Here is a 23,924-nt window from a genome sequence, read left to right on the forward strand (position 1 = left end):
TTTATTCTTATTTTTTAGAGCTGTATGCGCTCAAATCGCCTTTTATTTTTCGGCAACGTGCTTCTTTGAACAAATAAAAAAACTTCGCTTCAGCTAATTTTGTCTGCGCAAATAGGTACTCATCTGTTTCAATAGATGTTTCTTCTATTTTTCTTGCATGCTCCCAGTCTTCTCTCAGTCTGGTCATAAGAAGTAACAAAGATTCATCATATTCCTTGCGCAAACGATATTTTTTCTTCCATTTCATTTTGCTTCCAACTTTCTTATGGTACGAGAGACAATATGTGTGTGGTCAGTTTGGTTTACGGGTTTAAGCGAGTTTTGGCTCTGATCTAAAACGAGCTGCGCAAAGCAGCCTATGCGTTTATAAGCCAATCCCAACTGCCAGGTAAAAAGCACCTGTCTATTGGGATTTTCTTATACCCGATAGGCTAAACGCTTTTCTCCGCTCTCTAGATTTCGCGGCGTCCTTCTACGGCTTTCATTAGGGTTATTTCGTCGGCATATTCGATGTCGCTTCCGACGGATAGTCCGTGTGCCAAGCGGGTTACTTTGATGCCGGCTGGTTTGATCAAGCGTGATAAATAGGTGGCTGTGGCTTCACCTTCAGCGGTTGCGTTAGTTGCTAAAATCACTTCTTGAACTTCATCGGATTGCAGTCTTTTTAGTAAAGAAGGGATATTGATGTCTTCTGGGCCTGTACCTTCTATTGGGGATAAGATACCGTGCAGCACATGATACAAACCATTGAAATCTCTCACTTTTTCGATGGAGATCACGTCTTTAGCATCTTCTACTACTAAGATCATACTGCGGTCTCGTGCTTTGTCTTGGCAGATTTCACACGGATCGCCTTGAGTGATATGACCACATATAGAACAGTAATGCAGATCACGCTTAGCACTGATCAACGCTTTTGCAAAGTCAGTTACATCATCTTCATCCATGGAAAGCGTGTAGAAAGCCAATCGAGCAGCCGTCTTAGCTCCAATTCCCGGCAATTTCATAAAACTGTCCATTAATTTTGATATCGGTTCAGGATATTGCATGTCCATTTCCTTCCTGCGTTTAGCCTTTTATTCCTTTAAAAAAGGGATCCCGCAGTGGCATCCCTATTCATTCTTCTATTTAATCTGCTGATTAAAGACCTGGTATTCCTAAGCCTTTAGTATATTTACCCATTGAAGCTTCTGTTTGAGCATCGATTTTAGCTAAAGCATCATTTGTTGCTAATAAAATCAAGTCTCCTAAAATTTCGCTATCTTCTGGATCGATCACTTCAGGATCAATATTGATAGCAGTCATTTTTTTATCTCCTGTAAAGGTTACTGTTACTAAGTCTCCATTTGCAGTTCCCACAAATTCAGTAGCGTTTAATGCCTCTTGAGCCTCTTGCATTTCTTTTTGCATTTTTTGCATTTTTTTCATCATACCTTGCATATTTCCCATTCCACCGCGCATATTTAATCTTCCTCTCTTTTCTTAATCATTTTTGATTTCTACAATGTCTGAGCCAAACAACTGCATCGCTTGGCTGACAAGCGGATCATCTTTCTCATCCACTTTTTCTTCCAGCTCTTCTTCATCGCTTGGGATCAATTGATCCAAGCTTTCCCAATCTCCTGGAACTTCCTTGGAGGTCGAACGTTCTTTTTCTTGGTCTCCTTTGGGAAGATTTTCAGCAGGAGCAGCTTTTTTAGCTTTTAAGCGATCTTTATTTTGTTTGATATAGGTATTTCTTATTGTCGGCCATTGTTCAGCTGGCACACAGATCATTTGCGGCGAGTGACCAATCAATCTTCTTAAGTATTCACTCACAGCTTCAATCAGTTCGGCATCATTTGTTGCCTTTTGACACAAAATATCATACTCAAATGAAACAATCAAACCATTTGGACTAGCTGCTACAGGGGTAGAAGCTTTCATAACAGCTCTTTGTGTAACGGACAGCATATTCAGCAAATCAGGCCAAACGTCTTTTAACTGCACTAGATCTGTTTTTGTCGCTACTTCCAAGACTTTATAAATAGCTGCTGAATTGGGCTTGAAGGCCCCTTTATGAGGAGACTTCGGCTTAGCTTTAGCTTTTTCAGCTGGCTGAGCTGCACCATTTGCCATAACTTCTTGAATTTTCTTTTTCATTTGAGCTAATTCTGATTCCAATTCTTGCATACGAGATCCAGCGTTCTCCACTGTCTGTTCCGCCTGCATCTGGTTGGGAACAGCAGTCACTTGAGCCGTTGATCTGAACTGTGTCAGCTTAACGGTCGCAACTTCTATATAAACGTCAGCATGACTTGTCAAACGCATCTCGCGTTGTGTCTCGTTTAGAGTTGCAATCACTTCATACAAAGTCTGAACGGGCACTTGCTGGCTCAGTTCCATAAACCCTTCATCAATATGAGCACTCTCCAGCAAATCAGCTTTTTGAGGCGCTTGTTGATAGACCAAAATGTCTCGACTGAATAAAATAAGGTCTTCGACAAAACGAGCTACATCTTTTCCTTCTGCAAGAATCTCTTGAACAAGTGATAGCCCTTTTTCAGTATCATTTTGTATAATTGCTTTGAAATAGCCGATCAATCGTTCTTGCGTCAAGCTTCCGGTAACAGCCATCGCATGTTCCATCGTAACCAGACTATCGCCAAAAGAGATCGCTTGGTCTAATATACTCAAAGCATCTCGCATACCGCCTTCAGCAGCTCGAGCAATTACTTTTAACGAATCTTCTTCAAATGCGATATTTTCTTGTTGTAAAATATATTCCATCCGATTGCAAATATCTCTAACAGAAATACGCTTGAAATCAAATCGCTGCGTACGAGAAATAATCGTCAGCGGGATCTTATGTGGTTCCGTAGTCGCTAAAATGAAAATAACATTTTTAGGCGGCTCTTCTAACGTTTTTAACAGCGCGTTGAATGCTCCTGTAGAAAGCATATGCACCTCATCAATGATGTAGACTTTATAGTCTGCACTCGTTGGAGCATATTTGGCTTTGTCCCTGATATCTCGGATTTCTTCAACACCGTTGTTGCTGGCCGCATCGATCTCGATCACATCATTTAATTGACCTGTAGTAATCGCTGTACAAATTTCGCAGGTATTACACGGCTCACCATCTTCTCGATTAGGACAATTGATCGCTTTAGCAAAAATCTTTGCCGCACTTGTTTTCCCCGTACCACGAGGGCCAGTAAAAAGATAAGCATGACTCGTCTTTTCTTGAATCAAAGCATTTCTTAACGTTTGAGTAATAGCGGTTTGACCTGCAATATCTTGAAATCGTTGAGGCCGCCAGACTCGATAAAGTGCTTGATAACTCATCTTGCTTCTCCCTTCCTTTAACCACTGTACTAGTTACTATTATACGGTAAATCCTGCCAAATTTAAACCGTCATAGAGATTGTTTTTTGCTTATTTGACAGAGCTGATCTTCAGCATGTTTGCTTTATTTTTATAGACGGATGCAAGATCCGTTTTCGACCATGAACCTGTTGTTCAACTCTCTCATGACCGGATTTTGAAACGCAATTGCCATAAGCGATCAGATTAAACTTCTCATGGCAGTAACTTGTTCTGCAAGCGGCCATGAAGATAGTATCGTATCTTTTTGCGGCAGTTTACGATCAGCCATTTGAAGATCTAAGGGAGTTAAAACAAAAATAAAACCAGCCGAATAAACGACTGGTGTGGTTTTACGCTATGTTATAATATCATTTTGATAAAATAATTATTCTATGTAACATACAGCACATGGTGAAGCAAACTTAGTGCTGCTTCCTTCCAGACCTGACACGATTCATAAGTCCACCATTGCTATATGGCCTTTCGGCAATTCTTATTATACTAGATATTTGAAGTTATATCTACCCTTTTTCAAAAGATTTTTTATGATCCCTAGTTTTAACAGTCTTTATCGTGTTTCAACGTAGACAGAAGTTCGTTTTTCCAAGTACTCTTGCAGTACTCCAAAAAGACTGCAAACGATCCAATACATGACGGCTACTAAAATGTACATCGTCATGTAATCAAACTCACGGCCTCCTACGATTTTAGCATTTTGAAACATTTCTGGAACAGTAATCATTGCTGCCAGCGATGTTCCTTTGATTATGTCCAGCATGACATTGCTCAAAGGCGGAATAGCGATTCGCGCTGCTTGTGGAATAATGACTTTGCGCATGATAAACGATTTTTTCAATCCTAGAGCATACGCCGCTTCCCATTGTCCGTGATCCACCGAAGATAAAGCGGATCTGATTGTTTCAGCAATATACGCAGCCGAGTTGATACTAAACCCTATAACGGCTGCTGTTACTGCATCGAACTGAACACCTATAAATGGCAGGCCAAAATAAAGTAAAAACAATAAGACCAACGCCGGTGTCCCTCTCATGAAAGAGATATAAAACCGAGCCAACCACTCCAATGGTCGAACGGGTGATATTCGCATGAGCGCTACTATAAATCCAATAATGGTCCCAAAAATAGTACTGACTAAAGCAATCCCTAATGTATAAGGCAATCCTTTTAACAAGAACGGTATACTCTCTAGAGCTAGTTGCGGATCAAAGATGTATTGCCATTGTACGTCAGACATGTTTTATTGCCAGCTCCTTATTATTTCGAAACATCTATTTCTTGGAATTCGTAATCTTTTTGAACCGTTACGTCTTCTCCGTTGTAGAATTGTTTAGAAATTTCGCTTAATGTTCCATCATCATGCATCGCTTCTAATTGTGCATTGATTTGTTTCGTCAATTCATCGTTTCCTAATTTGATCGCATAATTCGTTTCACTAGGATTGTAAAATACATCATGGACTTTAACGGGTATTTCCGGTAACGCCTCAGTTGCCATCAATTGACCGTAATAGTCGTTCAAAATGACATCTGTACGTCCGTTAGCTACATCCCACAAGTATTGATCATTTGTTGCATTATCATAGATGACCAGTTCAGCTCCAAATTTCTCTGCTACTTTCATATAAGAAGTCGTTGCTGCTCCTGCTGCTTTTTTCCCTTTCAAATCTTCGAGTTTTTCGATTTCTGAATTATCTTCTTCTCTAACGACCATAGAGCCGAAAGAATATTTATACGGGATCGTAAAGTTGTATTTATCCGCATTTTCTCCATCCCGATCGATTCCAAGTGCTGCTATGTCTATTTGTTCGCTGTTTAAAGAAGTCAACATGCCGTCTACTCCCATTTCAGTAAACTCAACTTCTAATCCCAAACGATTTGCTACTTCTCGTAAAATTTCTACTTCAAAACCAGTCAACTCGTTTAACTCTTCATCATGATATGAGTTAGGAAAATACGTCCCAGAAGTTGCCACGTTCAAAACACCGTCTTCTTTGATTATTTCCCAGTCTCTTGAAACTAATTGTTCTGTCACCTTTTTTTGTTCTTCATCAGTTGTCGCTTTAGTTCCGCAAGCTGAAATAATCAGCATTGCACATGCAAGTAAGATAATTGCCGAAATCAGTTTCTTTTTCATCCTTAAATCCCCTTTAGTTTTTAGTCGCTTTACAAATAGTAACAGCACGGATTTCTGTCGTCAATTTAGTCTGAAATAAAATCCATTTTGGGGTATTGAAAAATATCTAAAAGTTGATAAAAACCACTAAAACAAGCTTTTCAAAGTTTTATTAAAAAACAATATTGTTTATCTATTAATCGAAACAGTACTAAAAACTGTATTACTCTTATACATTGATTTTGAATTTATTCTTGTTTCTATTGAAAGTTGAACACAAGAAAAAACTGTTTCTCCAGCATTGGATAAAATGCTGGAGAAACAGTTTCATACCTATTTTATTCTTCGAATTTTGACCAAAATTGTTTATTAGCCCATATTATAACACTTGCACTAATGGCAACTGGGATGACAACGGCAGTAATCGAAACTGCTATTCGACCCATTGGAGGCAGTGAAGCAATCAAGAAAGACAATAATGCTACTAGAATAATACCAATGAATATCGACCCCATAATACTGATTACTTGGATAAAGTTTCCGCCTCCTCGATTGAACAATTCTGTTAAGTTTTGCCAGTCAATATGCAGTTTTTTATAGTCGCGTATAAAATAGAAAAGACATAAAGCATACGTTCCTAATACAAGTCCCAGCAATAACAATAGGCCTAAAACAATAGGAAGTTTGATAAGAACCATAAAAATCACTCCTAACACGAATGGAAGAACCAATTCTATGCTGTAAGAAAACCAAAGTTTTTGTTTTAAATAGTGTTTCATTGAAAAGGGCAATGATTTCATGTAAAGAAAATTTTCTCTATCTAATGAGATGATGACCCCTACAATAGAGATACTATTCAAGGTTAAGAAGGCATAAATAAAACCTCCAAAAAAGAATACTCCCCAATAATAGAACGGTATAGAACTTAAATCTAACCCACCCCACAAAGTAGGTCCTAATAATAATACCGGGAACAAAATCTTCGAACTGATAAATTGCATAATCAGTGTCCCGTCTTGTATCAATCCTGCATTGTATTTCCACAGAATACGATTGACTGATTCAGGCTTAGCGTTCTTAACTCGTCCGCCAATGACTTGCCTTTTATTTCGGATAGGTTGTTCTGTCTGTTCTTGCGTTTCATTTTCAGCTGAATTTTTTTGTTCGCCATAAAAGTTAGGAACGACCCATTTGTACACAATTCCAGATAAAATAATCAATACAGCAAGCCATCCAGCTAATCCCGCCCAGCCTTCGATTTGAGAAGGATAGACTAATAATGTATAAAAGCTTTCAATGAATGGTATAGCTTGACTGTCTGGTATCAACTGTCCAGGAAGCGCCGTATCCCCAGCTAACGGATTATTTGTTATGAACAAAATCGCTACGATCATCCCAATGCTGGACACCGTATAAAGAACGGTAGAAACCACATTTTTATTCTTACTGAAAATAGCTAAGCTTGTCATGAAGTGGACAAGTAAGAAGGACACAAGCACTAATATCGCCATCAGCAAAAGAAACAATAATACTGCTCCAAGGAGAGACAGCACGTAGCTATTTTCTGTACTTACTCCGAGTAAAACGAACAACCCCATTACAGGTACCAAGTAAGGTGAAATCATTAAAGCCAATACTGAAAGCTTAGCCGCAAATATCTCGCTGGATTTAAAAGGGAGCGGTAAATAATACTCTAAATCTTTAGATTCATAAAACAAATTGTAAACGATCAAAAAAGACTGTAAAAAAGACATCATTAAAAAGACAAGCACATTAACAGTAAATAATCCTGGATAATCCACATAGTTGATTCCAATAGACATCGTTACAAAAAATAAAAAGAAAAAGATGACAAACATCAATAAATTTTGTCCCAGCACACTTTTATAAGCCGACACATTAGAAGGTTTTCCTGTTTCAGCTTCTTTGTTCCGCTTTTTTTCAATCATTTGCGGATTAGCATACAGAAGATTTACCTTAGTCAATTCACCTACTAGTCTCCATCTCATTATTCGATGCCTCCTGTTACAGATCCAGCTTGGGCTTCTCTACCAGCCATTTTTAAATAAATGCTTTCCAGAGATTGATTTTCATTCTTAGCCTGCAAATCTTCAATCGTTCCATCATAAAGGATCTCTCCTTTTTTAAGGATCGCAATATGATTACAAATCTGTTGTGCCACTTCTAAAGCATGAGTAGAGAACAACACGATTTTCCCTTTTGCTGCATGTTCTTTCATCATTTCTTTCAGATCGAACGCTGCTTGCGGATCTAAACCAGTCATCGGTTCATCTAATATCCAAATATCAGGATTGGACAATATAGCTCCGATAATAAATGTTTTTTGTCTCATCCCATGAGAAAAAGAACTGATGATTCCGTACTGATTCTCTTTCATATCAAATAAATCCAATAAATAGGTTAACCGTTGAGTCATTTCTTCATCAGATAATTCATAAGCTGAAGCCATCAAGTTCCAATATTCCGTTGCCGATAAACGAAGAAACATATCTGGTGAATCAGGTACGTAGCCTATCTTTTTTTTGATTTCTAGTCGGTTCTGATCCAATTTTTCTCCATCGACCCATATTTCTCCTTGAGTCGGATTAATGATGCTGACTAAAGTCTTGATTGCTGTCGATTTTCCAGCTCCGTTGTGTCCTATCAACCCAAATATTTCTCCCGGTTGTATGGTAAATGAAACATCCCTTAATGCTTGTTTAGTCCCATAAACTTTACTAACTTGTTTGAATTCAATCATTTATGTAGTCTCCCCCAAAAATAAAATAGTCTTTGTTTCTTTAACCAGTATAACAAACTCATGTAAATAATTGAGCTGGTTTTAAATATTTCACTCAATTTCTTTCCCAAGTTATTTGTGTAAAAAAAAAAGCCCCTATTCCAAAGTTAAATTCATTCCTCTTAACTTGGGAATAGGGCTCTCATCTTATTAAACGAGCAATAACTCATCTACATGTAAAATTTCAATTTGTCTGGTTCCTTTTTGGAGAATTAGCCCTTTAACTTCCAATTCTGCAAATTTTCGGCTGATCGTCTCAGGAGTCGTGCCTAAATAAGAAGCCAAATCTTTTTTACTCATAGGCAAATGGACTAGGTTGCTGTCATTTTCCTGATCCATTTGTTCAGTAAGGAAAAGTGCAATTCTCGTTTCTACTGTTTCGCTGGAAAAACGAGTAGTTTGTGTTTCTGAAATATTTAATCGATTCGAGAATTCCTCCAGGATTTTTAATGAGATACTTGGAAACTTCAATAGAAATCCTTGCAATACCGTCCGCTGAATCACACAAACTTTAGTTTCTGTCGTCGCCTCAGCATATGATCCATGAATAGAGTCTGTAAATAAAGCAGTTTCTCCTGTAAAGTCCCCAGGATTCAATAAGCGAACCAGCTGTTCTTTTCCTGATTCTGTCAATCGATAAATACGGACTTTTCCTTTATGAACAATGTAAAGAGAATCAGCTTTATCTCCTTCGCGGTAAATGGTTTCTCCTTTTTTAAATGAAACAGAACGAGTTGCAGCCATGATTTCATCCAATTGTTCATTGTCTAGATGCTTGAAAATAGGGACTAAAGAGACACACGCTTTATGAGATTTTAAACTGTGATCATGTTCGTCTCTTTCTATTGAAGACATCAGCTTCGCTTCCTTTCCTTGTCCTCAAGATATCTTTATTGAGGTACCTTCATTGTAGAGGAAAAAATACTTGAAAGAATTGACGCTCATCAAGTTTTTTGCTCAAAAAGTCTCTCGCCAAATAACAGCTAATTTGGAAAGAGAGTTTATAATTTATTCAGAAAAATAATCTTCTTTGATGATGCTGTAACATTTATCGTCCACGAATTCTCCTTTAACAAAACGATTTGTTCGATAATAACCTTCATAAGTCAGTCCCATCTTTTCCATCACTTTACCAGAAGCAGGATTCCGCACGTCATGAAAAGCAAAAATCCGCTGCAGTCCAAAGATTTCAAAACCTAATTGGATCACCATTTTTCCAGCTTCCGTTGCATATCCTTTTCCCCAATATTCCTTATTCACAGTATAGCCCAACTCCGCTTTCTTATGAGTTTCTTCAATACGCAAATCGATTGTCCCAATCATTTTATCTGTTTCTTTCAAGACGATAGCATATTTGCCTAATGGACTGCTCAAAAAATATTTAGCGATATTTTTTCGCGTGTCTTCTAAATCCTCGTGTTTATCAAAAACAAATTTAGTCGTTTCTTCATCCTTAGCGTATTCATACATGTCTTCTGCATCTTTCAGCAACACATGTCTTAAGTAAATACGTTCTCCGTCAATATGATCGTGCAAAGCAAAAAGGTATTCTTTATTCATAATAGACACCGCCCTTAAATTTAATGATCAAATCACTTGATTGCTGATAAGTTCCTCATTTTCATTATAATGAAAAAAGTGTTCCTGCTTTTCTGGGTAGTTGAACACATCAAGAGTTTTTGCAAACCCTGGCGAACAATTCTCTTCTGTCAGGTGTTCCATTTTCATCCAATGCAAAGAACCTTCATCAGTCTCTTTCAATAGCGTTCCTGTAAACTGATTCGTTTTGTAAAGAAAAACAATGTATCGAAAGTCTTCTTTCTCTTCATACCAATCCTTCACTCCGCATAACGTTAACTGAGTGACATCGAGCCCTGTTTCTTCTTTCACTTCTCTGATCGTTGAACCGATGATCGATTCTTTAGGCTCTACTTTACCTCCTGGAAAAGTCAGTCCTTTCCAGCTCTTTCTGCGATCTTGAACCAAGACCCGTTTAGTTTCTAAATCTATGATCATACACATATTAGTTAACAAAACTTTGCTCACATTATTCACCTGCCTATATTCCGTTCTCCATTAAAACGACCATGTTTTGCTGAAATGTTCTTCAGCCGTAGCCACGAAATCATCATTTTCGACATTGATCAATTCATTCTCTTCTTCTTGATCGACAACAATGTGATCAAACATGATATAAGGCGGATTGCGGAAGCCAATGTCAAAATAAGATTCATCTATTAAATGAAAAACGCTTCCCACCATCTCTGTTTCATCTGCGTCAGCGTCAAATAAGACGTTGCTTCGCTGTTTGAACAGATCTTCATTTTGCTCAAAATAATAAAAGTTGGCGTCTTTCCCTATATATGTGATTGGTTCAGTGACCGTTTCTTCCCGATACATCTCTAACGACCTTACGCTGTCTGGATCATGTAATTTGGCAAAAAATTGCATCTCATCTTCTGAACGATAGGTGTAATCGCCAAATTTCTTTTGTCTGTCGCGTACTAGCGGTGTGACATGCTCGTTCACTTCCAAGAATTCTTGATACCTCAAATGTCCTATGATTAACCAAATACTGAGTCCTAAAACTAAAACTCCGCCTGCCGCAGCTATTTTTTTCTTGTACCGACTTTTTGAATAACCTAAAATCATACCGGACAACATAATCAGCACTAGGATAACAACAGCAACTGCAACCATTGTAGTGTTGTAAAAGGTCTCTGCAGCGACCCAAAATTCAACTGACACCATTCTTCACTCCTTCTTTATTTGTTTCCCTCTATTTTACCTTAGAAAAAAACAAATAGAAATGGCAATCAAAAAAGAACCCTAACAGACTTTTTGATCGTTGGGGTTCTCAGTAAATTATTTTCGATGATTTGAACAAAATCTATCTTTCTATATCTACATCTGGTGCCTCAAAATCATCAAATTTCAACTTGTTCAAGTAGTCCATATCTTCATTTGAGATTTCAAAATCAAAAATCTCAGCATTTTCTGTTACTCGTTCAGGGTGCGCTGACTTTGTCAGTGGAACGAAATTGTGTTGCAGACTGAAGCGCAACAACAGCTGAGCCAAAGATTTCCCATATTTTTCTGTCATGGCTTTTACTTTTTCATCCTCAGACATTTGTTTGATTGGAGACAGAGGTGACCAAGCTTCTATAATGATTTGTTCTTTCTCACAAAAAACAACCGTTTCTTCTTGCAGTACACCTGGATGCAGTCGAATCTGATTGACCATCGGCTTGATTCGACAGTTGGCGAGCAGGTTTTCCAAGTGTTTCACCATAAAGTTGCTGACACCAATGGCTCTGACTTTCCCTGCTTCATAAGCATCTTCCAATGCACGCCATGTTTCGATATTATCTTCCTGCCAGTTCTCTCCTCGACCTTTAACTACAGGCCAATGGATTAAGTACAAATCAATATAATCTAGACCCATCTTTTCCAGTGAATCATCAATCGCTTTACTGGCTGCCTCATACCCATGATTAGGGTTATCCACCTTGCTGGTAATGAACAAGTTCTTGTCAGAAAGATCGACTTGGTGAATGGCTTTTCCTACTTGCTCTTCATTCCCGTACATTTGAGCTGTATCGATCAAACGATAGCCAGCCTCAACCGCTGCTTTTATTGTATCATTACAAACTGTCTGATCTTTGTTCCCAGAAGTACCCAAACCATAAATAGGCATCCTTACCCCATTATTCAATTCAACGGTATCAAAAATACTTTTCATGCTTACCATCTCTCCCATCTATTCAGCTAAGAAGCGCTTTCTTTATTCGCTTTATATTGTATCCTTTTGAGGCTCTTCTCTTCAAATAATAGACCTAGCAATAAGTAAACAGGTATTTAATCGTTATAAAAAAAATAACCGTCTATGCTCTACCTAATAAGCATCGGTTATTTTTAAATGGTTAAGACACTGACTCAACGATTGCCTTAACTTTTAATCTTTACTTTGGATAAATGCTGCTATTCTTTCCGCAGTCTCTTCCGGTTCTAAATAAGTATTGTTTATCCTTAAATAATTTACTTGTTGGATTTTTTCCTCTACTTCATTAGGTAAAGAATTCAATCGATACTTTTTATAAGTCGTCAATAACTCATTTCGCGAAAATTCAAAATTCCTCTTAGAAGGTTTGGCTACCAAGCGGCTTTCGCTGACATTTCTTTCTAAGCGAGTCTCTAGTTCTGCTTCAAGTTCAACGAAAAACACTCTTCCGTCAGCATTTAAGAAGATATCCCTGATTTCTTGTAGAAATTCTACATCCTCTTTCAAATCAAATGCCACTACCACTGTAAAAATAATGCTTGCGACTTTATTTGTCTTGTTTTTGACAAACGCTTTGAACAACTCTTTTCTAGTCTGATCAGATAAACGAAACGTTTCCTTTCCGTAATCTAAAAATTTAGCGAATAAATCAATCGTTTCGTGATTATACAACAACCTTGCATCCATTCTTTTTTCCAATTCTCTTCCCACAGTCATTTTCCCAACGGCTTGCGGTCCTATGATAACGACTAAATCCATTTACATTCCACTCCCAGACGCTCAACTCGGTTTGATCACTAACTTGTATTCTTCCCAATGAGGATGAATGCTTTCTTGTTTTCCACGCAAATAGACTTTCCCATATTCATCGATCAGTCCATGAAATTTCTGCCACTCTTTCAGCTTAAAATCAGCAGAATTTTCTACATATCTCTTCAAACTCAGATAGTCTGTACTCTGTTCACTGCCTAGCTGGCGAAATAATTTGAGCGCATAAGTATCCGCTACGAACACGGGTATTTCAAAAGCGTACAACAATAGAACATCCGCTGTCTCATTCCCTATCCCGTTAAATTGAAGCAACCGTTCGCGCAACTTATCCTGGTACTTGCGTTTGATATCTTCTAAATCAAACGCATATTTTTTCAACCAGTCAAAATAATCTAGAATCAGTTGAGATTTACGTTTATGAAATCCGCTCGAATAAATCAGTTCTTTTACTTCTACAATGGTTAGAGCAGAAATAGCTTCCGGGTCGAAATGAGTGGCTTCGCCTATGCGCGCTAAAGAAAGAGTCGTATTGTGCCAGGTGGTATTTTGCACTAAAATAGCTCCCAACATCATTTCATAGATACTATCTGCCGGCCAAGTCGTTCCTGCGGTCACATAATGATCCAACTGACTATATAGTTCTTTTAGGTTGATTTCTTTCTCCATGCCCATTCCTTCCGTTAAAACTTATTTATTGCTCCATTCCAGCGATCCCAAAAGCACCAGGTCCGCCGTGTGTAGAGATCACTGATCCAGCTTGAATCCAAGTCACATTTTCAAATCCTTTTTCTTTAGCAGATTGTTCCATTTGTAATTTGACTTGTTCATCTAAGCCGATTGAAAAGACGAAATAAATCTGCTTTTTATCGATTGGGTATTTTTTCAAATAATCTTTCAACAGTTCTTCTGCCACTCGACTCATTTTTCCTCGGTATTTCTTCGTAGAGACCAATTTTCCATCAATCAACTCAATCAACGGTTTGATTTGCAACAAAGAAGCACTGATATAAGCCGCATTCGATACTCGTCCTCCAGCTTTTAAAAATTCTAAACTCCCCGGTACGAATGACATCCTGCTTTTCGGCACACTGGATTGAATTTTTTGAATTAGTTCGTCCATCGGCATATCTGGATTTGATTCTAAAAGTTGAGCTGCGTATAACGTCACTACCGTCAATCCCGCAGAAACGTTCAACGCATCAATCAAATAAATATCCTCAAAATTTTCTGAGGCGATCTCTGCATTATGAAAAGAAGATGAAGCTTTTGAGGTGTATCCAACGTGGACGATCGTACATCCAGGATTTTCCGCTTTTATTTGTGCAAAGAACCCTTCATACTCATTTGGATTAGTTGATGTGGTAGAAGGAATCAACTTCGTTCTATTGTAATAGTCATAAATCTTACTGACCGGTAATGATCCGTCGTCTTTATAATCTTTTCCATCCATCACTACATGCATTGGTACAGTTTTGATGTTGTATTTTTCAGCTAACTCTTTTGGCAAGTCAGCCCCGCTCTCTGTCGTAAAAATAATCTCTCTCATTTTTTCTCCTCCTAGGTACATTTGCTTTTTAACCAACTATTTATTCTCGTTTTAAAATCCCTTACATTTTTCAGTATAGCATTTTCAATACTTTTAAGGAATTTATAATTGGTTGGTTTTTTGGCAGACTTTGAAAAAAAAGATAATGAATAAAAAAGACTCTTAAAAGATAGACAAGGTCTAGCAAGAATCAATTTAGATTAATAGATTTCATTTTGCAAAAAGCAACGCAAAGGATTCATTAGTTGTATACGTTAATGAATCCTTTGCGTTGCTGTATTTACTATACACTTGTCTAAAAACAATAAGGGGTAAAACACCTATTTAATATTCATTCTCTGAAATTTCACTCTAACTTCTAAACTAACGTTGAAAGATTTTTTTTCACTACAAGACAATCAGTTGTTCAATCTAAGCGTCATCGCATTGATCGCTACGATCACAGTAGACAATGACATCAAGATGGCACCAACTGCCGGACTCAGGGTAAAGCCTATAGGGGCCAATATCCCTGCTGCTAACGGAATCGCAATAAAGTTATATCCTGCTCCCCATAAAAGATTTTGTTTCATCTTGCTGGTTGTTTTTTGGGCCAGCTCAATAAATGACTCAATGTCACCAGGGTCCGACTGTGTCAATATCACATCTGCCGAATCTAACGCTACTTGAGTACCAGCTCCAACGGCTATTCCAACATCTGCCAGAGCAAGTGATGGGGCATCGTTTACTCCATCACCTACCATGATGACGGTTTTACCTTGATTTTTCAGCATCTCAACTAAGTCGTATTTGTCTTCTGGAGATTGGTTAGCTTTGTAGTTGATATCTAATTCGGTTGCAACGGCTTTAGCTGCAGTTTCATTATCACCCGTAGCCATCAATGGCTGAATTCCATTTGCTTTCAATACTTTGATGAGTTCTGAACTCGTTTTTTTCAACTCATCTCCCAAAGCTACTGCTCCAATTGCTTTATCGTTTTCTAATAAGACACTGAGGGTTGCCCCTGCAGGTATATTTACAGGTAAATCTTCGCCATAAGCTTTTTGACTGATCAGTTTATACTGTTTGTCATTAGCGGTTCCGTTGACCCCAGCGCCTGATATGACATCAATAGAATCGAACAGGACCGGCTTAATCCCTTTTCTGTCTGCATAAGCTCTAATGGACTGTGCAATTGGATGACTCGATCCTCCTTCGACTCCTGCCATCAACGCTATCAGTTCCGATTGAGAATAACTCTCATCCAACGCCTCAACTTCTAACACTTTAAAGTCACCAGTAGTTAATGTGCCCGTTTTATCCAACACCATCACATCAGCATTTATGGCCAATTCCAATGCTTCACGGTCTTTGACCAACAATCCTCTGCTTGCCCCTAAACTAGTGCTGCGTGCTACGACTAGAGGAATGGCTAAACCTAACGCATGAGGACAGGCAATGACTAAAGTCGTTACGGTAAAAATAACGGCATTTTCTATATCTGCGACCAACAACCAGATGACAAAAGCGACTCCTGCAACTGCTACCGCAATGTAAAACAACCATCCTGCTACTTTTTGCGCAATGTTTTCAGCTCTTGAAGGTTGATCTTGAGCTTGTCGAATAAGGGTTTGGACTTGAGAAATAAACGATTTATCTCCGGTTTCTTTTACTTCTACATACAAAATACTGTCGCCGTTTGTTGAGCCGCCAATAACTTGTTCTCCTTCCCCTTTTTCAATAGACTTCGATTCACCAGTCAAAAGTGCTTCGTTCACTCGAGACTCGCCACTCTTGATCACACCATCGGCTGGTATATTTTCGCCTGCTTGTACCCGTACAATATCTCCAACTTTTAATTCAGACACTGAGCGCGTCTCAATTGAATCGTCTTCCAATACCACATGAGCATCTTTTGGCAGCAATTCAGCTAACGATTGTTGTGCATCGCCTGCTTCACCCACTGCTTTCATTTCAATCCAGTGTCCCAACAACATAATTAAAATCAAGGATGCAAATTCAAAGAAAAAATCCATCACATGTTCGTTTGTCAGATACCTGGCTGCCACTGCATACATACTATACAAATACGACACGGTTACTCCTAAAGTAATCAGTGCCATCATTCCCGGAGCTCTTTGTTTGAACTCATCAACGGCTCCTTGGTAGAAAGGTTTGCCTCCATATACGAATAGAATCGTTGCCAATACAGCTACTAAAATGTCAGAATAAGGAAATGCAAACTGAAATGGCAGTTCAAATCCCATCAATGGCGACAAAATCAAGATCACGATTCCTAAAGGCAGCGACTTCAAAAAAATCTCTTTGAAATTCCCATGGTGATGGTGTCCGCCATGGTCCATATGATCATGATGATCATCATGGTCATGATCTCTGTGGTGATGATGATTATGCGCTTCAGAAGGATTTGAATCCTCCTGCATCCCTTCTTCTACTTGTTCTTCATGATAAATATGACCCACGTGTTCTTCATCTTTAGGTCTGTGATGATGCATATGCTCGTGACCATTGTGGTGATGGTGGTGGTTATGATGTTGATGTTCATCAATATTTTTCTTATCCATTCAAATCACTCCTTCATTTTATATTGAGTATTTAGTCCTCATCTAAAACAAGAATAGGTTTAAATAAAAACGCCTATCTCATTAAATAAGATAAGCGTTCTGTTTTCAATTAGGCATCCATTTCCTTGATGCCGACTACTGAATAATTTGTATCTGATAACGACTCGCGCAATTCATTTTCATCTATTGCTGAATTTCCTTCAAGAAGGACGCTTTTAGCTTCTAAATTGACAACGACATCGTTGACTCCTTCAACACCTAAAAAACGTTGTTTTACAGCATTTGAGCAGCCTTCACATTTCATACCTTCAATAGTGATTTCTTTTCTCATCTGTCATTTCTCCTTTTGTTTTGTCATTATCTCTAGTGTAATCCTCATTGAGTTAAACGGCTACTGATTTGCAGACGGCATAAATCGTTTCAATCTTAAAGCATTCAATAATACCGATACAGAACTGAAACTCATCGCTGCTCCAGCAATCATCGGGTTCAATAATGGTCCGCCGAATAGATACAACAAGCCCATGGCAACCGGAATACCCAATGTATTGTAAGCAAATGCCCAGAATAAGTTTTCTTTGATATTCTTAATGGTAGCTTTGCTTAGTTCAATGGCTGTTGGTACGTCCATCAAGTCACTGCGCATCAAAACAATATCCGCAGACTCGATCGCAACGTCCGTTCCTGATCCAATAGCGATACCAATGTCCGCTTGAGCTAGTGCGGGAGCATCATTGATTCCATCTCCAACCATCGCGACTTTTTTGCCTTCTTCTTGCAATTGTTTGATTTCCTTCGCTTTGTCTTCCGGCAAGACTTCGCTTAAGACACGATCCACACCCACTTGTTTCGCAATAGCCTCAGCAGTTCGACGGTTGTCCCCAGTGATCATCACTACTTCGATCCCCATACGGTGCAGCTTAGAGATAGCCTGACCACTTGTCTCTTTTACTGTATCGGCTACAGCAATGATTCCCATTAAATCATCATTTTTAGCTATATACATCGGTGTTTTCCCTTCACCAGCTAATTTATCTGATCTGCCGGAGAAATCATCCAATGAAATCTGTTGGTGCTCCATCATTTTCTTATTGCCGAGTGCATACACGTCTCCATCAATTTGAACAACGATTCCGTGTCCAGGAACTGCATTGAAGGAGTTCGTTTTCCGCAAATGCAATCCTTTTTCTTCCGCTGCACGAACGATTGCTTCACCTAATGGGTGTTCTGATCCCTTTTCAGCAGAAGCCGAAATCGCCAGCAACTCTTCATCTGAAATGCCTGTTGCAGATAAAATATCTGTCACTTGTGGTTTACCTTCTGTAATCGTTCCAGTTTTATCTAATACGACTGTCTGAACTTTGTGAGTGGTTTCCAACGCTGCCCCGCTTTTGATCAAGACTCCGTGTTCAGCACCTTTTCCTGTACCAACCATGATTGCTGTCGGCGTTGCTAAACCTAAAGCACACGGACAAGCAATGACTAAAACAGAAATCGCTATGCTTAATGCAAAGACGCCGGATTGACCTCCAATAAACCAAGCGACTCCAGCTAATACAGCCAGCACTATTACGATTGGTACGAAATAGCCTGAAATGATGTCTGCCAATTTGGCAATCGGAGCTTTGGATCCTTGCGCATCTTCCACTAATTTGATGACTTGCGCAAGAGCTGTGTCTTTACCGACTTTTGTCGCTTTGTATTGAATAGTTCCGTTTTTATTGATACTAGCTCCGATAACTTGGGAGCCAACTGATTTCTCCACAGGGATACTTTCCCCTGTTAACATCGCTTCGTCAACAGAAGTCGTTCCCTCAATGACAACCCCGTCTACCGGCATTTTTTCTCCTGGACGAACCACCACAATGTCGCCAACTTGAACTGCCTCTACAGAAATCTCCGTTTCTTTGCCATCACGCATGACTTTGGCTGTTTTTGGAGCCAGTCCCATCAATTTCTTGATGGCTTCAGAGGTTTTCCCTTTCGAACGAGCTTCAAAGTATTTCCCTAAAGTAATCAACGTTAAAATAACTGCCGCTGACTCGTAATACAGATCCATTGCCAACGAATCGTTCCCTTGCCAAATGGATACCGTAGCAACCAGACTATAGATAAAAGCTGCACTGGTTCCTAAAGCCACCAAAGAATCCATGTTAGGGTGTCTTTTTACTAACGCTTTAAATCCTGTAGTGAAAAACTTTTTCCCTAATACCATCACCGGAATGGTCAATATCAATTGAATTAAAGCAAATACACCAGCATGATGCATCGGATCTAAAAAGCTTGGCAAAGGTGCTCCAATCATATGTCCCATCGAAATATACAATAGCGGTACAGTGAATACTGCTGACAACCAGAAACGACGCCACATTTCTTTCATGTGAGCTTCTTTTTTCTCGCGGTCTTCGTCGATTGAATCTGCATTACCAACTTCTTCATGAGCACTATACCCAGAAGCCGAAACCGCACCTGTAATATCATTGACAGAAAGAATAGACGGATCATATTGAACAGTCATTTTTTCTGTCGCTAAATTTACTGTCGAATTGGCTACACCAGTTAAATTCGCTGTTGCTTTTTCAACCGTTTGAGCACAACTTGCGCAACTCATGCCTTCTATCACAAACGTTTTTGTTTGACCTTCTTCCACCGCTTTATAGCCAGACGCATCAACTGCCGCCTTGATGTCTTCCATATTTGTTTTAGCTTCATCAAATTGAACGGTTAATTTTTCCGTCATCAAGTTTACATTCGCTTCTTGTACCCCTGCTAGTTTAGCTGTTGCCTTTTCAACCGTTTGAGCACAACTAGCGCAACTCATGCCTTCTATTTTCACTGTCTTTTGTACCATTGTTACCCTCCTTATAGTCCTTCCTATCCATGCATGTGCTGGCAAGTACACTGTCCTGGAACACAGTCACAGGGTACTTGATCAACAGCTTCGAGTTTCTTTTTCTCCAAAATTGCTTCCAGCAAAGCGACATCATCATGACTTAACATAGCTTCACTGAGCAAGTCTGCTATCATTTCCCCGACTTTTCGATTGCAGACATTCTGTAAAATACTTTGAGCCGCATTTTTCACTTCTGCTTCTTCACTCACAGCAGCTGAATAAATGAATCGATTTCCTTCATTTTCTGTGATCAAAGCACCTTTTTTAACGAGACGTCCGATCAATGTTTTAGTCGTAGCCGGTTTCCAATCCATTTTATTTTGTAAAATAGAACTGATATCTTTGCTGGTTGCATTTTTTAATGTCCACACGACTCGCATGATTTCCCATTCAGCACCGCTGATTTTCGTTTTCTCAATAGCTTCCATCGTCTTCTTCCTTTCGAAAAAAATTATATCGTTTACATTTGTAATCATCTACAACCACAGTTTACAACTGTAATCGAATTAAGTCAACCCTTTTGTTTTTAATGGTCAAATCTATGCTAAAATAAGACAGTAGTTTTCTAGTTCTACTCTAGTCAATAAATGGTGTAGAAAAATAGTTCTAGTATTGAAAGGAGATTGAATGATGAAAGTAGGTTTTATCGGTACAGGCAACATGACGAGTGCCATCGTAAAAGGGATAGTTGCTTCAGGGCAGATGCCTAAAAAGAATCTTTATCTTTCTAACCGAACACCAGAAAAACGAGATCGGTTAGCTAGTGTAACAGGGGCTACGGTGTGTTCATCCAATGAGGAACTGGTGTCAACAGTAGATGTTGTCATCTTAGCAATTAAGCCGAATTTATTTTCTACCGTACTCCCAGAATTAGCTCCATTACTGATTGAACACAATCCTGTCGTTGTTTCTATTGCAGCAGGTATTTCTTTAGCTCAAATGCATTCTATGATTGGGCAAGATTCACCCATGCGCATCATTCGTGTCATGCCTAATTTAAATTCGCAGATTAGTGAAGGAATGGCTGCAGTTTGCGGGAATGAGCACGCTTCTGCTGAAGAAATCGATTTTATTGTCAGTGTATTTGAATCGATTGGTGAAGCAATCGTGATGAAAGAAAAAGATTTCAGCGTCTTTTCTGCGATTGCAGGCTGTTCTCCAGCATTTACCTTTTTATTTGTCGATGCTCTTTCTCGAGCAGCTGTTAAATATGGTATCCCAAAAGAGATGGCAACCAAAATTGCTGCTCAAGCGGTTCTCGGCAGCGGTAAAATGCTCAAAGAAAGTGACCAGACACCTTGGAACTTGATTGATCAAGTTTCTTCTCCAGGCGGTACTACTATTGAAGGTGTACTGGCTTTAGAAGAAAACGGGTTTATGACTTCTGTGGTTAAAGCCGTTGACGCCGTTGTAGAAAAAGACCGAAATATGAACAAAGAATAAGCAAAAAGGCCTCTACTCATTTTTGAGCAGAAGCCTTTTTAGTGAATTTTAATGCTGTTCCATCTCTTGTTTCATTTTCCATTTGTACAATTTCTTTTGCTGCTTTGAACGACTCAGCGTTTTTTTGAGCCAACCTTTTTCTGGAGAAAACAAGAATGCTGCAAATGCTGTGACACCTGTGACAACAGCAATCATTCCAGCTAGTGAAGCATCTAAAGCGAAAGCCAGCTGCACACCAACTATACTATTGAAGACTGCGGTTATAACAGTTACCCAAATCATGTGATGCAATTGCCGCGTGAGAAGGTACCCTGTTAAAGCAGGACCTACCATAAAACCGACGACCAATACTGATCCTACAGAATCATAAGCTCCAACAGCCGTCAGTGAAACTAAAGACATTAGTCCATAATGCAATAACACTGGAGAAAATCCTAACGCAGCAGCTAAAGCCGCATCAAAAGTAGAGAGTTTCAACTCTTTATAAAAAAGGAGCATAAACACACTGTTGATCAATAGAATAACTACCATCGTCCATAATGCTTGTGGTCCAATGTCCATTCCGAACAATTGAGTTCGCTTGAAAGGAGCAAAAGCTAATTCACCCATCAATACAGAATCGGTATCCAAATGCACACTTCCTGCATAGCGCGTGATCAAGATGATGGCTATACTGAAAAACAAAGGAAACACGATCCCGATCGCAGCGTCTCCACTCAATAATTTCGTTCGTTGTAGAGCACCAATCACCCATACTGTAGCCACACCGACAAGGGTAGCTCCCAGCATCAATAAAGGAGAGTTTAAATCTTGAGTCGCAAAGAACGCTAAAACAATTCCTAACAAGACAGTATGTGTTATAGCATCAGACAGCATCGTCATACTTCTCAAAACTAGAAAAACACCTGGTAAAGCACAAGCAACTGCTACTACAATGGCAATCAATTGGATCTCAACCAGCATATTCTTTCCCCTCCTTTTTTAGTTCTATTTGTTTCTTATACATTTGTTGCTGTTTTTTCTGAGAGACGTATTTTCGAATCAAACCGCGGTTAGGAGCAAAAAATAGACTGAAGACTACGAATACACTCATCACCAGTACGATAGTAGGTCCAGTAGGGATTTGTTTTCCAAGTGAACTGAGTATCGTTCCAATCACTCCAGACAAGAATCCAAACACACCTGCTAATCCCATGACCCCGCTTAATCGGTTAGTCCATTGTCTGGCAGCTACGGAAGGCCCGATCACCAAAGCACTCATTAAAATGACCCCTACCGATTCTAATCCCAAAATAATGACCAAGACCATCATCGTAGACAACAAAAATTGGAGTATGGAACTAGAAAATCCAGCTGTTTGAGTGAAGACAGGGTCAAAAGTAAAAACTTTGAATTCCTTCCAAAATATCCCTACTAACACTAACAGCACAATTCCGATAATGCTGATCATTCTGACATCGGACAGCAGCATTGATGAGGCTTGTCCATAAATAAACTTATCCAGCCCAGCTTGATTTGCATTGGGCTGATCTTGGATATACGTCAACAATACTAGACCAAGACCGAAAAAACTCGATAAAATCAACGCCAGAGCACTATCGAATTTCACCACATTTTTTCGGCTCATCCATTGGATCAAAAAAGTAGCAAATAGCCCACTGACGGCTGCGCCGATCATCAAAACGATCCATTCTTTTCGTCCAATAAATAAAAATCCAATGGCTATCCCTGGTAGAGCTGCATGACTCAAAGCATCTCCCAGCAAACTTTCTTTCCTTAAAGTAGCGTATGTTCCGATCACTCCACTAAGGAGTCCAAGAAATCCTGTCCCCAAAGCTACTAGTTGAAACGTATAGTCGCTCAATAACGAAGTCAATTGTTCTATCATAACTGATCGACCCTTTCAGCAACACTATGGTCTTTACGATAGGTCTCTTCAATAATGTCTTCAGTGAAAGTTGTTGCAACTGATCCAGCAGCCACTACTTCACGATTCAAAAAAATAACTTCATCAAAATATTCTTTTACCGTCTGCAAATCGTGGTGGACCACAATAACAGTCTTCCCGGCTGAACTTAATTCCTCCAGCAATTCCATAATCACTTTTTCCGACTTCATGTCTACTCCCGCCAACGGTTCATCCAATAAATAAATCTCTGCTTGCTGGACTAGAGCGCGAGCAAGGAAGACTCTCTGTCTTTGTCCGCCTGAAAGTTGACTGATTTGTCTGTCTTTGAAAGAATGCATCCCTACTTTGACCAACATCTCTTCTGCCAGTGCCGTATCTTTTTTGCCTGGACGCTTGAACCAGCCTAAATGACCATATCTCCCCATCACGACAACATCCAAAACAGTTATAGGAAAATCCCAGTCTACTGAACTTTTTTGAGGAACATAGGCAACTGATTTTTTGATTGAATTGTAATCCGACCATTCTCCATTTTTTACAGAGAAATCCACTTCTCCTGTCAGCGGAGTCATCAATCCTAAAATGGATTTGATGAGGGTCGATTTTCCTGCTCCATTTGGTCCAATGATGGCTGTTCGTTTTCCTTTTTTAATGTTTAAACCTACTTGCCATAATACAGGTACGGCTTGATAGGCTACGGTTAGTTGTTCAATATGAATAGCTGTTTGATTCATGA

General features: G+C 39.2%; 24 protein-coding genes and 1 other RNA gene. 1 reads left to right on the plus strand and 24 read right to left on the minus strand.

Going from position 1 to position 23,924, the window contains the following annotated elements:
• Positions 1-7: 7 nt before the first annotated feature.
• From ACE025_RS04850 to ACE025_RS04950, 21 genes are all read right to left on the minus strand, one after another.
• On the minus strand, positions 8-247 hold the full coding sequence (locus ACE025_RS04850) for a YaaL family protein (protein WP_485938022.1): 240 nt from the start codon (positions 245-247) through the stop codon (positions 8-10).
• Positions 248-452: 205 nt separating this feature from the next.
• Positions 453-1,049 carry a recombination mediator RecR gene (recR, locus tag ACE025_RS04855; RefSeq protein WP_485938024.1) on the minus strand — a complete coding sequence of 199 codons (597 nt, stop codon included), beginning with the start codon at positions 1,047-1,049 and terminating at the stop codon, positions 453-455.
• Between the two features lie 91 nt (positions 1,050-1,140).
• A complete protein-coding gene (locus tag ACE025_RS04860; protein ID WP_188204775.1) occupies positions 1,141-1,461 on the minus strand; it encodes a YbaB/EbfC family nucleoid-associated protein in 321 nt (106 codons plus the stop codon).
• Between the two features lie 21 nt (positions 1,462-1,482).
• Positions 1,483-3,327: a DNA polymerase III subunit gamma/tau gene (gene dnaX / locus ACE025_RS04865; RefSeq protein ID WP_485938026.1), complete on the minus strand. Its 1,845-nt coding sequence runs from the start codon at positions 3,325-3,327 to the stop codon at positions 1,483-1,485.
• Positions 3,328-3,734: 407 nt separating this feature from the next.
• An RNA gene (gene ffs, locus ACE025_RS04870) (signal recognition particle sRNA small type) lies at positions 3,735-3,833 on the minus strand.
• An 83-nt stretch (positions 3,834-3,916) separates the two neighbouring features.
• Positions 3,917-4,603: an amino acid ABC transporter permease gene (locus tag ACE025_RS04875; protein WP_485938028.1), complete on the minus strand. Its 687-nt coding sequence runs from the start codon at positions 4,601-4,603 to the stop codon at positions 3,917-3,919.
• A 20-nt stretch (positions 4,604-4,623) separates the two neighbouring features.
• On the minus strand, positions 4,624-5,502 hold the full coding sequence (locus ACE025_RS04880) for a transporter substrate-binding domain-containing protein (protein WP_485938030.1): 879 nt from the start codon (positions 5,500-5,502) through the stop codon (positions 4,624-4,626).
• A 317-nt stretch (positions 5,503-5,819) separates the two neighbouring features.
• Positions 5,820-7,490: a hypothetical protein gene (locus ACE025_RS04885; protein ID WP_485938032.1), complete on the minus strand. Its 1,671-nt coding sequence runs from the start codon at positions 7,488-7,490 to the stop codon at positions 5,820-5,822.
• Positions 7,490-8,242 (minus strand): ABC transporter ATP-binding protein, encoded by a 753-nt coding sequence (locus ACE025_RS04890; protein WP_485938034.1) that lies wholly within the window; start codon positions 8,240-8,242, stop codon positions 7,490-7,492. The genes ACE025_RS04885 and ACE025_RS04890 overlap by 1 nt, the downstream gene beginning before the upstream one ends.
• 189 nt (positions 8,243-8,431) lie before the next feature.
• A complete protein-coding gene (locus ACE025_RS04895; protein ID WP_485938036.1) occupies positions 8,432-9,136 on the minus strand; it encodes a Crp/Fnr family transcriptional regulator in 705 nt (234 codons plus the stop codon).
• 153 nt (positions 9,137-9,289) lie between these two features.
• A complete protein-coding gene (locus tag ACE025_RS04900) occupies positions 9,290-9,841 on the minus strand; it encodes a GNAT family N-acetyltransferase (RefSeq protein WP_485938038.1) in 552 nt (183 codons plus the stop codon).
• Positions 9,842-9,868: 27 nt separating this feature from the next.
• Entirely contained in the window at positions 9,869-10,297 is a 429-nt protein-coding gene (locus ACE025_RS04905) for an NUDIX domain-containing protein (RefSeq protein ID WP_485938040.1), read from the minus strand.
• A gap of 60 nt (positions 10,298-10,357) precedes the next feature.
• Positions 10,358-11,029, minus strand: coding sequence for a hypothetical protein (locus ACE025_RS04910; protein ID WP_485938042.1), 672 nt, complete (start codon positions 11,027-11,029; stop codon positions 10,358-10,360).
• Between the two features lie 142 nt (positions 11,030-11,171).
• Positions 11,172-12,023, minus strand: coding sequence for an aldo/keto reductase (locus tag ACE025_RS04915; RefSeq protein ID WP_485938044.1), 852 nt, complete (start codon positions 12,021-12,023; stop codon positions 11,172-11,174).
• 213 nt (positions 12,024-12,236) lie between these two features.
• Entirely contained in the window at positions 12,237-12,821 is a 585-nt protein-coding gene (locus ACE025_RS04920; RefSeq protein WP_485938046.1) for a P-loop nucleotide/nucleoside kinase family protein, read from the minus strand.
• 21 nt (positions 12,822-12,842) lie between these two features.
• Positions 12,843-13,499 (minus strand): deoxyribonuclease I, encoded by a 657-nt coding sequence (locus ACE025_RS04925; RefSeq protein ID WP_485938048.1) that lies wholly within the window; start codon positions 13,497-13,499, stop codon positions 12,843-12,845.
• A 25-nt stretch (positions 13,500-13,524) separates the two neighbouring features.
• The gene (locus ACE025_RS04930) at positions 13,525-14,379 is read right to left on the minus strand and encodes a DegV family protein (RefSeq protein WP_485938050.1); all 855 of its coding nucleotides are present in this window, start codon (positions 14,377-14,379) and stop codon (positions 13,525-13,527) included.
• Positions 14,380-14,777: 398 nt separating this feature from the next.
• Positions 14,778-16,943, minus strand: a complete 2,166-nt coding sequence (locus ACE025_RS04935) for a heavy metal translocating P-type ATPase (RefSeq protein WP_485938052.1) — start codon at positions 16,941-16,943, stop codon at positions 14,778-14,780.
• A gap of 109 nt (positions 16,944-17,052) precedes the next feature.
• Complete coding sequence (locus tag ACE025_RS04940) at positions 17,053-17,274, minus strand: heavy-metal-associated domain-containing protein (protein WP_485938054.1); 222 nt, start codon at positions 17,272-17,274, stop codon at positions 17,053-17,055.
• A gap of 60 nt (positions 17,275-17,334) precedes the next feature.
• Positions 17,335-19,794, minus strand: a complete 2,460-nt coding sequence (locus ACE025_RS04945; RefSeq protein ID WP_485938056.1) for a heavy metal translocating P-type ATPase — start codon at positions 19,792-19,794, stop codon at positions 17,335-17,337.
• 23 nt (positions 19,795-19,817) lie between these two features.
• Positions 19,818-20,264, minus strand: a complete 447-nt coding sequence (locus ACE025_RS04950) for a CopY/TcrY family copper transport repressor (RefSeq protein WP_485938058.1) — start codon at positions 20,262-20,264, stop codon at positions 19,818-19,820.
• Between the two features lie 202 nt (positions 20,265-20,466).
• Between ACE025_RS04950 and proC the strand changes: the two genes are divergently transcribed.
• The gene (gene proC / locus ACE025_RS04955; RefSeq protein WP_485938060.1) at positions 20,467-21,279 is read left to right on the plus strand and encodes a pyrroline-5-carboxylate reductase; all 813 of its coding nucleotides are present in this window, start codon (positions 20,467-20,469) and stop codon (positions 21,277-21,279) included.
• Positions 21,280-21,327: 48 nt separating this feature from the next.
• On the opposite strand, the gene ACE025_RS04960 is transcribed toward proC, so the two are convergent.
• Genes ACE025_RS04960 through ACE025_RS04970 form a run of 3 tightly spaced genes read right to left on the minus strand, consistent with a single transcriptional unit; the run spans position 21,328 to position 23,922 of the window.
• Positions 21,328-22,242 (minus strand): metal ABC transporter permease, encoded by a 915-nt coding sequence (locus ACE025_RS04960; protein ID WP_485938062.1) that lies wholly within the window; start codon positions 22,240-22,242, stop codon positions 21,328-21,330.
• Positions 22,232-23,167: a metal ABC transporter permease gene (locus tag ACE025_RS04965; protein WP_485938064.1), complete on the minus strand. Its 936-nt coding sequence runs from the start codon at positions 23,165-23,167 to the stop codon at positions 22,232-22,234. Before ACE025_RS04965 ends, ACE025_RS04960 begins: the two co-directional genes overlap by 11 nt.
• Entirely contained in the window at positions 23,164-23,922 is a 759-nt protein-coding gene (locus tag ACE025_RS04970) for a metal ABC transporter ATP-binding protein (protein WP_485938066.1), read from the minus strand. The genes ACE025_RS04965 and ACE025_RS04970 overlap by 4 nt, the downstream gene beginning before the upstream one ends.
• Positions 23,923-23,924 lie beyond the last annotated feature (2 nt).

The organism is Desemzia sp. AGC72, from assembly GCF_057334175.1.